Genomic DNA, 14,670 nt, shown 5'->3' on the forward strand with positions numbered 1-14,670 from the left:
GCAGGTACGGCTCGATGAACTCCCATTCCACATCCGTCAGTTGTGCGCGTGTCATGCAAGTCGATCTACCAGTCCAGACCCAGCCCTGAGTGCGAATCCGACAGATTGATCACGACTCGATACGCGCCCTAGCACGGTTGCTCCCACTAGACGGTATGCCGCCAGTGGCTGCGGTGGTTAAGCATGTGAGTCGGTGACCCTGGTGTTGCCTCCGGCGGAGTCGGGGTCGCGTTCCCCTGCGAGGTCGCCCAGGGCAATGACGCCGATCGGTCGGCCGTCGTCGACGACCGGGAGCCGGCGCAGCGCCTTGGACCGCATCAACTGCACGGCTGTGCCGACATCGTCGTCGGGGGCGACGGACCAACTCGCCGCTGCACGCCTCGGCCACGGTCCGACTGGTCCCGTCGCTGCCGTCGCTGCCGTCGCTGCCGTCGCTGCCGTCGCTGCCGTCGCTGCCGTCGCTGCCGTCGCTGCCGTCGGCAAGGATGCACTCGATCAGATCCTGGTCGGTGACCAGCCCGCGCAGCCGGCCGTTGTCGACCACCAGCACGGTGCCGATACTTTCGTCCAGCATCACGGTGGTGACCTGCTGCACCAACGTGCTTGGGCCCACCACGAGGGGCTGGTCGGTCATGACCTCACGAACCTGCTGAGCCACCTGCTCCTCCATTGCCATCGAACGTCTCATCAGCCGATCCCTGGCCGGGGGCCGTCACTAGCGGATACCACGGGCGTGCGCCGCTTACGCGCCCGGTAGCTGCCTCCCCCCTTGTGGGTGCCTGCCTGTGGCGGGCACCCACAAGGGGGGAGGCAGCTACCGTCACCCCATCCCCGGTCGCCGCCACGCCGCCGATCGGGGCTGCCGGGCCCCAGTGGATGTCCGGCATGGCGTACGAGGCGCCGACGATCCCGGACAGGGTGGCCACGTTCACCGCCTGCTGTGGCCTGGAGGGGCCTACCCGGTCGTGGAGGGGGCGAAGGGGGAGGGGGCCGGGGCGAGCTGCATGCCGGGGGCCAGGCCGAGGGCGATGAGGGCGTCGGGCAGGCCGCGCCCGGTGCGGGCCGCGTCCAGTGTTCCCGGGGCGGCCAGTGGGCGGCAGCTGGCGGCGATGATCTCGAAGAGGTGCTGCACCCGTCCTGGTCCGCGGGGCAGCAGCTGGCCGTGGAAGTCCTCGTGGTGGGCCAGCACGAGCGCGGCCAGGCCCGTGATGTGGGCGGAGGCGGTGCCGGTGCCGTCGAGGGCGACGTAGCCACCTTGCGGGGCGCAGGACAGGACCGACACGCCGGGGGCGGCCGCGGACGGGCCGGTGCCTGCGTCTGCGCCCAGACGGCGGCCTGGCCGCGCGAGCGGTCAGCTCCCGATGTACCGCAGCAACGTTCCCCTTCCACAGCGCAAGCAGAGCCCGGACTTCGTCAGTGACTGTGAACCGCCCGTGGTAACGGGCCCGCTCCCCCCGGCGCCGCAGCCGCCGCCTCGTCCCGCTCGGCGGCAGCCAGCCACCGCCACACCGCACGCTCCCCAACCCCCAATGCCTCGGCCATCGACCTCACACGCTCGGTGATGGACTTCCCCTCCCGGCGCAAGGCCAGCAACCGGCGCACCGCCGGCCCGCGCAACGACGCCCGAACCGATTCAGCCGGCAAAGCAGCGCCCGCCCCACCGCCCGGCCCCTTCGGCGGCTGGAGCCGTTCTTCCTGATCCACCCCTCGATTACACCAACACCCGCCGGCCAGTGGATCAGAACTCACGAAACTGAGACAGCGTCATTCCTCCTGCGATAAACGCCCAGGACAGCGATCCCACGCCGATCTCTCACATCCAGGACAGTGACCCCACGCCCCGAAACAGCCCCCGACCAGCAGCACCACACCCCGAGCCACTGTCCCTCACACCACTGTCCCCAAAACGAGAGATCGCAGATCGGCTACCCCACCGGCCGCATCACCGGTGAGGGCGTCGCGGACGCGGTCGCCCGGGCCGCCGCTCGCGCCGGCCTGATCACTCCCGCCGAGTTGCTGGCGGACTCCCCGCCCCGCTGGAGTGGGCAGAGCTTGCGCCGCGGGTTCGCAACCGCCGCCAAGCAGGCCGGGCAAGTACCTCATCGAGACACCACCTCGCGATTCCGGGCGTTGCGCCCGCGTAACCGCTTGAGGCCGTGGGCAGGTCAGGGTGAGATGTCCAGGACCCGGACCCTGGCCTGTTCCCAGTTCTTGGGGTGGAGGGTGACCACGCGTGCCCCTTCAGGCCGTTCGGGTCCGGGCATCGCCACGTGGCGGGTGTGGCACCAGCCCAGTGACTGTTCCTGCCCGGAGGCGGCGAGGACGGCCGCGAGGTCCAGGGGATGGAAGGCCACCTGGTCCAACATCGCGAGGTGGCCGGCGAGCCCGGTGCGAGCCGAATCGGCCTCAGCGAGCGTGGCCAGGGCGACATGGACTCGCCAGGATCCGGTCTCGGCCGCCTGGTGCACGAGGCGAGACGCCAGGACGTTGCCCGAACCCAGTGCCAGCAGCGCGCTGTCGTCGAAGACGACGTCGACCGGGGTCACGTCGACAGAACTCACGCGGCGTCCCCGAGCCGCCGGGCCAGCTCGGCGTCTGCCGCTCGGTCCTGCTCGGGGCTGGGGACGTAGCCAGACATCTCCTGCAGGACCGCGAGCGTCTTCGCGGTGAGCTCGGCCCGTTCGCTTTGCGTGGGGGTGTGTGCGGCGAACTCGCCGACCAGCCCCGCGATGGTGGTGTCCTTCTCAGCCGCGAGGATCGCCAGCCGGTCCCGGACGCTGCTGTCAACCTTGATCGTCGTGTGCGCCATAGGTTGAGAATACATCAGGTATACCTAGGCTCGGGCGTCCCGTGCTCTGTCACCGTCTCCGACCACGACCTCGCCACCCGTCTACTCTCTGTACGGCACGAGATCCCCGTCATCCCTAACGGAGTGGACACCCGCGGCTTCCGGCCCCAGCGCCTCGACAGCGGCCGCGCGTCGGCCGCGTCGGGGAGCCGTCCGCGGGGTACCTCGGCGTCCTGGAGCGGAACGACGGGTACCGGGCCGCGGCAATGCCGACAGTCGGAACCTACCTCATGGCGGCATCGCTGCGCGTGACCGCCCAGCAGACCGCTCTGCCCCTGCCAGGCCCGATTCAGCTGCCGGTACCTCGAGCACCACCTGGTCCCCGAACGCGACGGCAAGATCCCGGTCTGGTGGGATAGCTACACCGAACCGGGGCCCACCGTCGTGGACCCTTCATCACGCGCCGCCCAGTAAGGGGCGGATCACCGAGGCACTGCCGTCCCATTGCGGCCGTACGGGCACGCCGGGCTGAAACGTCCGTTCCCCAGGGGGTTGATCTGGTGCTGGTAGTCGTCGGCGGCCTGCCGGTTCGCCTCGCGTTCTGCCGCGTTCTTCGGGTACGGAAACGGGTAATTAATGCTCGCCACAAAGGGCTCCGAATTTAGAAGTCGAGATCCAGGTAGTCGATATCGTAAATGGCCACGTCCGACAGTCCCATGGCGCGGGATCCGCCGTCCTGGAAATAGATCCCTTTGGAGCCTTCGGCGATGATCTGCCGTATCTCGTGGCCGCTGGCGCCTGCGTCGCGGGCGTCGAACAGGCGGCGGGCGTAAGCCGACGCCGTGCCCCTGGCGCTGCGTGCGGCCGGGCTGTTCACACACGGAGACCCTGGGCGGCAGGCGGACCTGCGGGCCACCGCGAGCTGGATCACATGTGTTCCGACTCGCCGTCCATTCGCGGCGGTCGGCTGTACATTCGAAAGAACACCGGCTGATGGCTGTCATGCCTGCCGCACTGCTGCACCGAGCCCAAAGCCCCGGATAACCAGGGCGGCTCCGTGAGCAGCGGCTCCAGGCACCCGGCAGGTGGGCCTTCGCCGGATGGCGGGGGCGGCCCGGATATCTGCCGGTCACCCGGCGATCAGCCCACTCTCAAACCTGGAAGGCATGGCACAGTACTCAGACGTCGCAACTCCTGCGGTAGACGCCCCGGCCCCCGTGCACGACAGCGGGAAGGCACCGGCGGGCCGGCTGATCGGGCTGGACCTGGCCCGCGGACTCGCGGTATTCGGCATGTACGCGGCTCATGTGGGACCCGACCCTGACCAGGGGGGTGTGACCGGCTTCCTGATGGAGCTGGCCCACGGCAGGTCCTCCGCGCTCTTCGCCTTCCTGGCGGGCTTCGCCGTTGTTCTCATCACCGGGCGCAGGGCGCCGAAGACGGGGCGGGCCGGGCGCCAGGCAGTGGCCAAGGTGGTGATCCGGGCCGTGATCCTTCTGGCCGTGGGCACCGCCCTGACCATGAGTGGCACCCCGGTCGATGTGATCCTTGCCTTCTACGGCCTGTACTTCCTGCTCGTACTGCCGCTGTACCGGCTCGGCGCCGGCCCTCTGGCTGCGATCGCCGCGGGAACGGCCCTCGTCCTGCCGCAGGTGCTCTATGTGGTGCAGCAGGCGATCGGCAACAGTGACGTCCGCTCGCCCGGTGAGCCCGACGGCATCGTCTCTCTGTTCTTCACCGGCACCTACCCGGCTCTGACCTGGATCCCGTTCGTGATCGCCGGCATGGCCGTGGCGCGCCTGGACCTGGCTGCCACCGCTGTTCGGATACGCCTCGCCCTCACGGCTGCAGCCCTTATGATCACCGGCTATGGAGGCTCCTGGCTTTTGCTGCACGTCTTTCCCGGCGCCGCCAACGCCATCGGCGCGTCGACGTCGGCCGGGGGTGGGGCGAGCGTGTGGTGGTCCGACACAGCGGGTTATCCGTCCGGGGACACCCCCGCCTGGCTGATGGCTGCCTCCCCGCACAGTGAGACCACCCTGTCGATCCTGGGCAACACCGGCGCAGCGATCATGGCCGTGACCGCGTGTCTGGCCGCGACGGACGCCCTCCCGCGGCTCCAGTCCCTGGCTCGGCCGGTTATCGCAGTCGGTTCCATGTCGCTGACCGCCTACGTCTTCCACCTCTTCGGCATCCGGTTCCTGGGCATCGAGGAACTGCCCGGATCGCCCCTGCACGTCCTGCTCGGCTTCATCGCGGCCGCCATGGTGTTTGCGACCGTCTGGTCGCGCTTCCAGCAGCGCGGACCACTCGAATGGCTGATGACCAAGGCGACAGGCCTGGCCCGGCACATCCCCTGAGCGCAGAACCGGCCGAACCGACACCCGACGCCCCGACCCCGGCGGTCGACGCCCCTTGGCTACGACCGCCGCGGTGCGCCGCGCGCCCCGTGTCCCTACGTAAGCGCTACCGAGGACCATCGCTACGCGTCGTTGTCCGCGGTGGTGATTGTAGGTGTGCAGCCAGCCGGGGAAGGCGTCGCGTCGTTCCTGCGCGCTGCGGTAGGGGCGGGCGTAGGCCTATTCGTCGAGCAGGGTGCGGTTGAAGCGTTCGACCTTGCCATTGGTCTGGGGCCGCCAGGGCCGGGTGCGCTTGTGGGCGATCCCGGCCGCCGCCAGCAGGTCTCGTCAGTCGCGTGAGCGGTAGCAGGAGCCGTTGTCGGTCAGCACCCGCTCGACGGTGATCCCGGCTTCGGTGAAGAAGGTGTGGGCCCGCTGCCAGGAGGCGGTGGCGGTCTGTTTCTTCTCGTCGGTGTGGATCTCGCTGTAGGCCAGGCGGGAGTGGTCGTCGACGGCGGTGTACAGGTAGCTGTAGCCGGCGTTCGAGCGGGTTTTGCGGCCTGCTTGCCGGCCGAGGACTTTGTGGCCGCCGCCGTCGGGGATTGCCGAGCAGGTGCGCGATGCGGGCCGTTCCCTGGTGGCGCAGGATACGGACCTTGATAATGCGCCGCTCGGTGCGGGTCGGGGTCCGGCGCGGGCTGGTGTCGGCGATCACGAAATTCCTCAGGTGGGGCGGGTTCCGCGGGCGGCTGGAGCGGTCGGCCATGCCTGGGCCCTGGCGTACATCGCCGCAGACGCGGACGCGCGCCGGCTTCGCGACCGACTTCGGTACCGCACCGGTGCCGCCACGCGGGGATCCCGCTTCTCAGCGTCCTCTCAGTGGACGCCTCCCAGGCTGGAGATGTCACCAGGGGACGACCGTGCACCTCACGCAACGAGGAACGAGAAGGAGAAGGGGGAACCCATGGCCTCCCACACCGCCGCCCTGCCCGTCGTTCCGGCGGGAGGCCGCACCGCCGGGACGGGCGCAGGGGACAGGCTGATCCGCTTCTTCGAGGAGGCCTGCGACCACACGCCGTGGGCTGTCGCTCTGGAGTGCGGAGCACACCGTCTGACGTACGCCGACCTCGATGCCCGAGCCAACCGGGTCGCCCACCACCTGCGCCGTCTCGGCATCGGGCCGGGCAGGCGCGCGGCCCTGCTGCTGCCGCGGTCCGTCGAGACGTACGTGTCCCTGCTGGGCGTCTGCAAGGCGGGCGCCACGTTCGTGCCCATAGATCCGACGGCACCGCCCGACCGGGTCGCCTTCATCCTGCGCGACGCGGGCGCCGCCGCGGTGCTGACCACGTCCGCTCTGGCGGCCGATGCCGGGTGGGCGGGGCCGGACGGGATGTGCCCGGTGGTCGAGGTCGATACGTGTGCCCGGGACCTGGCCCGGCTGCCCTGTTCGCGCCCGCCCGCCCTGGACCGGGGCACGGACGACCCGCTGGCGTACGTCATGTACACCTCCGGATCGAGCGGCAGGCCGAAGGGGGTGGAGATCGCCCAGTCGAGCATCTGCAACTTCCTGCGCGTCGTCTGCCCGGTCTACGGGGTCCGGCCGCGGGACCGGGTCTACCAGGGCATGGCGCTCTCGTTCGACTTCTCCATCGAGGAGATCTGGCCCACCTGGGCCACCGGAGCCACCCTCGTCGCCGGCCCGGCAGGGCCGGGACGGCTCGGCGACGAACTCGCCGACTTCCTCCAGGACCACGAGGTGACCGTCCTGTACTGCGTGCCGACGCTGCTGGCGACGATCCCCCACGACCTGCCTCGGCTGCGCAGTGTCTTCGTGGGCGGCGAGGCCTGCCCCGCCGCGCTCGTCGAACGGTGGAGCAGGCCGGGACGGCGCATCCTCAACACGTACGGGCCGACGGAGGCCACCGTCACGGCCACCGTCCAGGAACTCCTGCCGGGCCGTCCGGTGACCATCGGCCGACCGCTGCCGACGTACTCGGTGTTCCTCCTCGACGAGCGGTGCCGGCCCGTGCCGCGGGGTGCCGTCGGCGAGATCTGCCTGGGTGGTCCCGGCCTCGCGCGGGGTTACGTGGGCCGGCCGGACCTGACCGCCGACCGTTTCGTCGAGCTCCCGCTGGCGCCCGGCGGCGCCCGGTTGTACCGCACCGGAGACCTCGGCAGGATGACCGCCGAGGGAGAGATCGAGTACCTCGGCCGGGCCGACGCAGAAGTGAAGATCCGCGGCTATCGGGTGTCGCTGGAGGAGATCGACAGCGTTCTGATGGAGGACCCCGGTGTCGCCCAGGCGGCCACCGCCCTGGTGGTCCCGCGTGCCGGGTGCGACAGCGACCGCGTGCTCGCCGCCTACGTCGTGCGTGCCGCGGACCGCGCGGTCCCGGACGATGTTCTCACCGCCCGGCTGCACGAACGCCTGCGCCGCTCGCTGCCGGCCTACATGGTGCCGTCGACACTGGACTTCCTCGACCGGTTGCCGGTCATGCCCAGCGGCAAGGCCGACCGCTCCCGTCTGCCCGCACTGGCCGGCCGCCGGTTCGCCGGCGGCGGTCGCGTGGTGCCGGCCCGCGACGAGCCGGAGAGGAGGGTGCGGGACGCCTGGGCGCAGGCGCTGGGCATCGCACCCGAGGAGCTGTCGGCGGAGGCCGATTTCTTCACCGAGCTGGGCGGGCACTCCCTGCTGGCCGCCCGCGCCGTGTCGTTGCTGCGCGACTGGGACGAAGCGGCCGGTCCCACCCTGCGGGACATGTACGAGCACCCCACCGTGCGAGCGTTCGCGGCACGCCTGCGCCACTCGTCCGGCGCCCCTGGCCCGGCCCGGCGGCCCCGTCCCGCGCCCCTGCGGCACGGCCGTGGGCGGATCGCGCGTGCCGGGCTGGCCCAGGCGGCGGCGTTGTACGGGCTGCTCCTGCTGCTCACGGGTCCAGTGGCCGTGTCCTACGCCGTGCACCACGGCCGGGTGTCGGGCTGGGGAGCTGCCGTGCTGCCGACGCTGGCGGTGCTGGCGGGTTTCTCCGCCGTGCGCTGGCTCGTACCTGTCGTCCTCGCCCGTCCGCTGGCGGCGGGCATCGGGCCCGGCCGGTACCCGCTGTGGGGAGCGACCTACCTGCGGCTGTGGGCGCTGGATGTGCTGCTGCTCGGGCTGAGCCCGCTGCGGGTCCTGAGCGGGTCCCCTCTGATGGGCCTCTACCTGCGTCTTCTCGGCGCGCGTATCGGCCCGCGCACGACCATCGCCACCAGTGTCGTCGGGCTGCCCACGCTGCTGTACGTCGGCCGCGACGCCGCGATCGGCTACGGCGCCACACTGCGGCCCTGGCAGGTCGCCGACGGATGGGTCACGGTGGCACCGATCACCATCGGCGAGCGCGCGTACGTCGGCGCCAACGCCGTCTGCGCACCCGGGGCATACCTGGGCGCCCGGTCCGCGCTCGCCGAGCAGTCCGTGGCAGGCCCCGACACGGTGGTGCCCACGGGGGCGCGCCGGAGCGGGTCTCCCGCACGCCCGGTGCGTACGCTCTCGCCGCTCGTCGAGGGCATGCTGCGCGCCCGCGGCGAGGCGGACCGCTGGCGTCCGCGGCAGCTGGCCGGCGTCCTGCTCGGCCTGGTGCTTCTGGAGGCGGCCATGGTCGCCCCGGCGCTGCCCGGCGTCGCCCTGTTCTGGTGGGCGTGGCTGCGCGGCGGCACGGCCGCGGGTCTGACCGCTGCCGCCCTGTCCGGGCCGCTCTTCGTGGCCACGGCGTGCCTGATCGTCGCCGCCGGCAAGCGGCTGGTGCTGCCCAGGACGCCGGTGGGGATCCATCCGGCGCGTTCGGCGCTCGGCGTGCGCAAGTGGATCGCGGACAAGCTGCTGGAGCACAGCCTGATGCTCACCAACTCGCTGTACGCCACGCTCTACACGGTTCCCTGGCTGCGGCTCCTGGGTGCCCGGATCGGCCGGGGCGCCGAGGTGTCGACCGTGGCGCACGTCGACCCGGACCTGCTCACGCTCGGGGAGGGCAGCTTCGTGGCCGACATGGCAGGCGTCGGCGTGGCCACCTTCGCGGGGGACCGCATGGCGTTCGGGACCACCGAGGTCGGCGGGCGCGCGTTCGTCGGCAACGCGGCGCTCGTGCCCGCGGGGACCCGGCTCGGCGCGGGCTGTCTGATCGGTGTGGGCACGGTGCCGCCCGCGGACCGCGTGGCCGCCGGCAGCACCTGGCTGGGCTCTCCCGCGCTGCGGCTTCCGGTACGCCAGGACAGCGGGCGGTACCCGGAGAAGCTGACGTTCCGGCCCACCCGCGGGGCCGTGCTCGGCCGTCTCGCCATCGAGTTCTTCCGCGCCACCATGCCCACCTCGGTGCTCGCCACCGGCGCCTGCCTGTACCTGGTGGCGCTGAGCGGCATCGCCCGCCGGACGGGCCCGTTGGTGCCGCCGCTGGTGTCGCCGTTGCTCGCTCTGGGCGCGATGCTCGGGGTGATCGGGTACTGCGCGCTGGCGAAGTGGGTGGTCGCGGGACGGTACCGGCCGCGCGTCGAGCCGTTGTGGAGCCTGTTCGTGCGCCGTACGGAGTTCGTCACCGGTCTCTTCGAGGCGGCCGCGGTCCCGGCGGGTGTGGGCGCCCTGGTGGGAACGCCGTTCCTGCCGCCGGTCCTGCGCGCGTTCGGTGCCCGTATCGGCCGGCGGGCCTGGATCGGCACCACGTACCTCACCGAGTTCGACCTGGTGGAGGTGGGCGACGACGCCGCGATCGGCATGCACGTCTCCCTGCAGACCCACCTGTTCGAGGACCGTGTGATGAAGATGTCGAGGGTGCACGTCGGCCCCGGGGCGAGTATCGGCCATCGGACGGTCGTGCTCTACGACACGGTGGTGGGCGCCGGTGTGCGGCTCGGTGCGCTGTCCCTGGTCATGAAGGGCGAGCGGCTGACGCCCGGGACGGAGTGGCAGGGGCTGCCCGCCGAAGGGCTCACGACGGCGGCTGCCGGGCCGAACGCACCGGCCGCGCCGGCAGGTTCGCGTGCGGCGCAAAGGACGGCGTGACACCGGGGAAGGAAGAGGATCATGGTGAACCCCGAGACCGCCGGCCGGCGCCGACCGCTCGCCCTGGTCTATCGCGGGCCGGCGTCACGCCCCGCCGGCTGCTCGGAGGCGGCCGCCGCGCTCCTCGCCACCGGCCCATGGGGGCTGGACGTCCGCTTCACCGGGCCGCGCGAGGACTTCCCGCTGTCGGCGGAGTCCCTGTCCCAGGCCGTGCTCTACGCCCAGCCCGGCGGCGGCGCGCTCTCCTCCGCATACCGCAAGCTGCGCCGGCAACGCCAGGCGATCCGTGACTTCGTCCACGGCGGCGGGCGCTACCTGGGCTTCTGCCTCGGCGGCTACCTCGCCGGGGCCACCCCGGGCTTCAGTCTCCTGCCCGGCGACACCGACCAGTACATCGCGTCCCCCGGGGCCACCATCCACGACGAACGCGACACGGTGGTGCAGGTGATGTGGCGGGGCCGCCCGCGCACGGTGTTCTTCCAGGACGGCCCCTTCTTCATCCTCGACGAGAACGCCGACGCGACGGTCCTCGCCACCTACGACAACGCCACCCCGGCCGCCGTCGTGACCCGGTTCGGGCAGGGACGCATCGCGGTGACCGGGCCGCACCCGGAGGCCACGGACGACTGGTACACCGCGTACGGTCTGCCGGTGCACCACACCCTGGACCTGGCCGTGGACCTGGTGGAGACGGTGATGCAGGAGTGAGGTCCCGGTGAGCACGTCCCCGGCCCTGTGGCTCATACACGCGGACCCCTCCGTCGCGCCTTCGTCCCTGGACGCCGCCGAGCTCCACCGGGCTCACACCCTGGCAGGGACGGGCCGGACGGAGATCCACGACCGGTACGTCGCCGCGCACACCGGGCTGCGCCGGCTGCTCGCCGCCCGGCTCGGGGTCCCGCCCCGGCAGGTGGCCCTCACCCGGGAGCCGTGCCCGGTGTGCGGCGGCCCGCATGGCCGGCCGGCGGTGGCGGGCGGCACACCGCACTTCTCCCTGGCCTACAGCGGCAGCCTCTGCCTCGTCGCGCTCGCCGACACACCCGTCGGCGTCGACATGGAACGGATCCCGCCGTCCGAGCTGGTGAACCTGCATCCCCGCGAGCAGGACGAACTGATGGCGATGCCCGAGGACAAGCGCCCCCTTGCCTTCCCTTGATACGCAAGGAGGCCTGCCTGAAGGGGCTCGGCACAGGCCTGGCCCATGGGCTGTCCGCCGACTACCTCGGCACCGGCCCCGATCCGGCCGGGGCCCTGCCGGGCTGGACGGTCGCCGACGTCCCCGTCGGCGCACTGCGCACCGCGGCGATCGCCGTCCGGCTCCGCTGACGGCACACCCATGTGCGCCACTTTCAGCATGCCGTCCCGCAGGCCGGGAACGGTCCGGCCGGCCGCGGCGACGAACAAGCGGCAGGCGGTGACCAGGTCCAGGAACTCCACTGTCCGGTCAATGTGACCGACGGCCCGGGCGACCGGGCTGGTCCGCTCGAAGTCCTCGCAGGCTTGCTGGCCCCCGCTCGAGTCTGAGCATGGTTGACCTGGAAGCGGTCGGTGTCGTCGCTCACCGCCTTGAACGCGACGTCCGGACGCCGCAGCAGACCGGTGACCGCGGTCGTCGCGACCGACTCGTCCCGCGTCAGTCCCTCCACCACCGGGACCTTTGTCGCCGGTCGGCACTCTCGCCGCGGCCTGCGGACGCTTCAGCAGATCGATGGTGACCGCCGCGGCGACCTCCTCGTCCCGGGCCAGCGAGTGGATCGCGGTGATCTTCTCCTGCTTCGAGACGGGATTCTCCACCTGGTTGCCGACCCACCGGTTCGCGTCGTCCGCGGCCCACCGTGTCTTCCCCGGCGGCGGCATCTTGATCTCGGCGAACCGCTCTTCCTCCTCCTCAATGCCTGCCAGGATCCGGTGCACCGTCCAAGACACCCCCTCCTGGCGGTGTTCCTTCTGCCATCGCGAGGCCAGCGGCAGACGTCCGCAGGGTAGAGCTCACCGAATCATGACGGCTGGTTCCAGGGGGATAGCCAAACCGTCTGATTGGGGCAAGTCAGCAGCGCGCTGCTTACCGATCCGGGAGCCGGGAGGGTGACCCCAGCTGGCGACAGCCGGCGCTACTGCTGAGGGTCGGCGAGCAGGCCCGCCGTGGGCAGGGCCTGCTCGCACCAGATGGTCTTGCCCTCGCGGGCGTGGCGAGTGCCCCAGCGCTGGGTGAGCTGGGCGACCAGCATCAGGCCGCGTCCGCCCTCGTCGAAGACGCGGGCCCGGCGCAGATGCGGGGCGGTGCTGCTGGCGTCGGAGACCTCGCAGATGACCATCCGGTCGTGGATGAGCCGCAACTGGATGGGGGGCTCGCCGTACCGGATGGCGTTGGTGACCAGCTCGCTCACCACCAGCTCGGTCACGAAGCCGATCTCGTCGAGACCCCATGCCGCCAGCGTGCGCGCGGTCAGGGCGCGGATCCGGGCCACTTCGGCCGGTTCCGCGGCGACGTCCCAGGTGGCGACCCGCGCCTCGTCCAGGCCGCGCGGCCGCACCAGCAGCAGTGCGGCGTCATCGGCCGGGGGCTCGGACAGCAGCGTCTTGACCACGTCGTCGCACAACGTCTCCAGTGAGTCGCACGGCTCGGTCAGTACCTGACGCAGTTCCTCCAGCCCCGCTTCCAGGTCGCGCTGGCGGGACTCGACCAGGCCATCGGTGTAGAAGGCGAGCAGACTGCCCTCCGGCACCTCCACCTCCACCGTTTCGAACGGCACGCCCCCAACACCGAGCGGTGGCCCGACGGGCAGGTCGAGGAAACCGGCGCTGCCGTCCGGGGCCACGATGACAGGGGCCGGATGGCCGGCACAGGCCAGGGCGCAGCGCCCGGCCACCGGGTCGTACACCGCGTACAGGCAGGTGGTTCCGATGTCGGCGCCACCTCCGAATGCCAGGCCGGCATCGTCGTCGGCGCCCGATTCCGCGGACAGCCGGTTCACCAGGTCATCCAACCGGGTGAGCAGCTCCTCGGGAGTGGGATCGACATCGGCGAGGGTGCGCACGGCCGTACGCAGCCTGCCCATCGCGGCGGCGGCGTGGATGCCGTGTCCGACCACGTCCCCGACCACCAGCGCAACTCGGGCACTGGAGAGCCCGATCACGTCGAACCAGTCGCCTCCCACCCCGGCGCGGGGTGCCGCAGGAAGATACCGGGACGCGGCCGACACCGCCGACTGCTCAGGCAGCTGCTGCGGCAGCAGACTGCTCTGCAGGGCGCGAGAGATCTCGTACTGGTTCTCCAGCGCTGCGGCTTTCTCGATGCTGGCAGAGGCCAACTGGGCGAGCTGGACGAGGATCGCCTCGTCGTCGGCCGTGAATTCGCTGCCGTCCTCCTTGTCCGAGAGCTGGATCAGACCCAGATTGCGACCGTCGGAGGCGATCAGCGGGACAGCCAGCCAACCGCGCATCGGCGGATGCTCCGCGGCGTAGGCGCCGAAGCCCCGCCACGCCGGATGGGCCTCCAGTTGGTCCTGGGTCATCCGCATCGGCCGGTTGCCCCTGCACACCAGGACGTAGATCCCCTCTCCGACCGGGAGTGCGTCGAAGGAGCGGTATTCGGCGTACTTGTCCGACAGGGAGACCGCGTTGATCGCCTGTGCCCAGCGGAGGTTCATGGTCATGCTGGTGATCGACTGGTGCGCGCCCACCAGCGCTCTGGCCTCCTCGGTGACCGTCTGGAGGGCATAGTCCAATGACGGCGCGGCATTGATCCGCATGCCGGCCCGGGCCAGGTCCTGCAACTGCTGGGAACGCCTGCGCTCGGCCACCGCGGCAGCCGCGGCCCGCTCATAGAGCCGACCGCGTTCGGCCGTATCCAGCCGCAACTGGATCTCACTCACCAGCGAGGCGCCCAACTGCTCCAGGGCGCGCTCCTGCTCCGCGTCCCACAGCCGTGGCCTGGTGTCGATGACGCACAGCGCGCCGATCGGCCGCTCCTCCAAAAGCAGCGGTACACCCAGGTATGCACGCATGCCGGTGGCGGCCACCGCGGGGTCGGCCCGGTGCCCCGAGTCGGCCTGAACGTCGTCGATGACCAGCGGCCGACCCGACACCACCACCTCGGAGCAGAAACCCCAATCGAGTCGCTCCTGCTCCCCGGGCCGCGGTACGGCTGCGCCCGTCCCAGCCCGGATGAACTGCCGGTCCGCCCCGACCAGACTGATCAGCGCCATGCTGGTGTCCAGCAGCCGGACAGCCAGGCTCACGGACCGGGCGAAGGTGTCCTTGGTCAGCTTGTCGATCGCGCAGACGGCGTCCACCGCGGCCAGCCGTGACGGGTCACGCAGCACCGCGGCGGGGTCCGGCGGGATGTCCGCCTCAGGGAGCTTGGCCATCACCCCTCCGCCTCTGCTGTGTGAGTACGCACCCGCGTGGATCCGTGGCACCGGACCTAGACCGCCAGGCCTCCTGAAGGCCTCGGATGCGTCCTCGCCTGGACCTTCCAACTGGGGCGTCACCTCTGTCTGATTTCAAAG

Annotated in this window: 11 protein-coding genes and 4 pseudogenes; 5 read left to right on the top strand and 10 right to left on the bottom strand. The window is 71.3% G+C overall.

Features of this window, described 5'->3' with window-relative positions; all coding sequences use genetic code 11:
• Window positions 1-177: 177 nt before the first annotated feature.
• The 7 genes and pseudogenes from IEZ19_RS53235 to IEZ19_RS43315 form a co-directional block, all read right to left on the bottom strand.
• Window positions 178-318: a CBS domain-containing protein gene (locus tag IEZ19_RS53235; protein WP_373297145.1), complete on the bottom strand. Its 141-nt coding sequence runs from the start codon at window positions 316-318 to the stop codon at window positions 178-180.
• Window positions 319-541: 223 nt separating this feature from the next.
• Window positions 542-688, bottom strand: a pseudogene (locus IEZ19_RS53240) (hypothetical protein); the annotation flags it as partial.
• Window positions 639-932, bottom strand: a complete 294-nt coding sequence (locus IEZ19_RS52800) for an RtcB family protein (protein WP_308429082.1) — start codon at window positions 930-932, stop codon at window positions 639-641. The pseudogene IEZ19_RS53240 and the gene IEZ19_RS52800, both read right to left, overlap by 50 nt.
• Window positions 933-955: 23 nt before the next feature.
• A complete protein-coding gene (locus IEZ19_RS43300) occupies window positions 956-1,282 on the bottom strand; it encodes a S8/S53 family peptidase (protein ID WP_229841521.1) in 327 nt (108 codons plus the stop codon).
• Between the two features lie 883 nt (window positions 1,283-2,165).
• Entirely contained in the window at window positions 2,166-2,561 is a 396-nt protein-coding gene (locus IEZ19_RS43305) for a hypothetical protein (protein ID WP_189316894.1), read from the bottom strand.
• Window positions 2,558-2,809 (bottom strand): hypothetical protein, encoded by a 252-nt coding sequence (locus IEZ19_RS43310; protein WP_189316895.1) that lies wholly within the window; start codon window positions 2,807-2,809, stop codon window positions 2,558-2,560. The genes IEZ19_RS43305 and IEZ19_RS43310 overlap by 4 nt, the downstream gene beginning before the upstream one ends.
• Before the next feature lie 640 nt (window positions 2,810-3,449).
• Window positions 3,450-3,623, bottom strand: a pseudogene (locus IEZ19_RS43315) (telomere-protecting terminal protein Tpg); the annotation flags it as partial.
• Window positions 3,624-3,954: 331 nt separating this feature from the next.
• Between IEZ19_RS43315 and IEZ19_RS43320 the strand changes: the two are divergent.
• Window positions 3,955-5,148 carry a DUF418 domain-containing protein gene (locus IEZ19_RS43320; RefSeq protein ID WP_189316896.1) on the top strand — a complete coding sequence of 398 codons (1,194 nt, stop codon included), beginning with the start codon at window positions 3,955-3,957 and terminating at the stop codon, window positions 5,146-5,148.
• A gap of 135 nt (window positions 5,149-5,283) precedes the next feature.
• Here IEZ19_RS43320 and IEZ19_RS43325 read toward each other — a convergent pair.
• A pseudogene (locus IEZ19_RS43325) lies at window positions 5,284-5,899 on the bottom strand (DDE-type integrase/transposase/recombinase); the annotation flags it as partial.
• A gap of 192 nt (window positions 5,900-6,091) precedes the next feature.
• Here IEZ19_RS43325 and IEZ19_RS43330 point away from each other — a divergent pair.
• From IEZ19_RS43330 to IEZ19_RS43345, 4 genes are read left to right on the top strand one after another with little or no spacing between them, the layout of a single operon-like run.
• Window positions 6,092-10,159: a Pls/PosA family non-ribosomal peptide synthetase gene (locus IEZ19_RS43330; protein ID WP_189316897.1), complete on the top strand. Its 4,068-nt coding sequence runs from the start codon at window positions 6,092-6,094 to the stop codon at window positions 10,157-10,159.
• Window positions 10,160-10,180: 21 nt separating this feature from the next.
• Window positions 10,181-10,867, top strand: a complete 687-nt coding sequence (locus IEZ19_RS43335; protein WP_189316898.1) for a BPL-N domain-containing protein — start codon at window positions 10,181-10,183, stop codon at window positions 10,865-10,867.
• A gap of 7 nt (window positions 10,868-10,874) precedes the next feature.
• Entirely contained in the window at window positions 10,875-11,315 is a 441-nt protein-coding gene (locus tag IEZ19_RS43340; RefSeq protein WP_189316899.1) for a 4'-phosphopantetheinyl transferase family protein, read from the top strand.
• Window positions 11,312-11,485 carry a hypothetical protein gene (locus tag IEZ19_RS43345; protein ID WP_189316900.1) on the top strand — a complete coding sequence of 58 codons (174 nt, stop codon included), beginning with the start codon at window positions 11,312-11,314 and terminating at the stop codon, window positions 11,483-11,485. The genes IEZ19_RS43340 and IEZ19_RS43345 overlap by 4 nt, the downstream gene beginning before the upstream one ends.
• Window positions 11,486-11,509: 24 nt before the next feature.
• Here the strand turns inward: IEZ19_RS43345 and IEZ19_RS51825 are convergent.
• Together IEZ19_RS51825 and IEZ19_RS43350 are read right to left on the bottom strand one after the other, a co-directional pair.
• Window positions 11,510-12,121: pseudogene (locus IEZ19_RS51825) on the bottom strand (DUF6192 family protein); the annotation flags it as partial.
• A 149-nt stretch (window positions 12,122-12,270) separates the two neighbouring features.
• A complete protein-coding gene (locus IEZ19_RS43350) occupies window positions 12,271-14,529 on the bottom strand; it encodes a SpoIIE family protein phosphatase (RefSeq protein WP_189316901.1) in 2,259 nt (752 codons plus the stop codon).
• Window positions 14,530-14,670: the final 141 nt, after the last annotated feature.

Source organism: Streptomyces brasiliensis, assembly GCF_014647875.1.
GTDB lineage: Bacteria > Actinomycetota > Actinomycetes > Streptomycetales > Streptomycetaceae > Streptomyces > Streptomyces brasiliensis.

Coding starts and splice junctions, on each gene's coding strand:
- IEZ19_RS43310 (WP_189316895.1), bottom strand. CDS start 2,809: ATGGCGCACACGACGATCAAGGTTGACAGCAGCGTCCGGGACCGGCTG.
- IEZ19_RS53235 (WP_373297145.1), bottom strand. CDS start 318: ATGCGGTCCAAGGCGCTGCGCCGGCTCCCGGTCGTCGACGACGGCCGA.
- IEZ19_RS43330 (WP_189316897.1), top strand. CDS start 6,092: ATGGCCTCCCACACCGCCGCCCTGCCCGTCGTTCCGGCGGGAGGCCGC.
- IEZ19_RS43350 (WP_189316901.1), bottom strand. CDS start 14,529: ATGGCCAAGCTCCCTGAGGCGGACATCCCGCCGGACCCCGCCGCGGTG.
- IEZ19_RS43320 (WP_189316896.1), top strand. CDS start 3,955: ATGGCACAGTACTCAGACGTCGCAACTCCTGCGGTAGACGCCCCGGCC.
- IEZ19_RS43335 (WP_189316898.1), top strand. CDS start 10,181: ATGGTGAACCCCGAGACCGCCGGCCGGCGCCGACCGCTCGCCCTGGTC.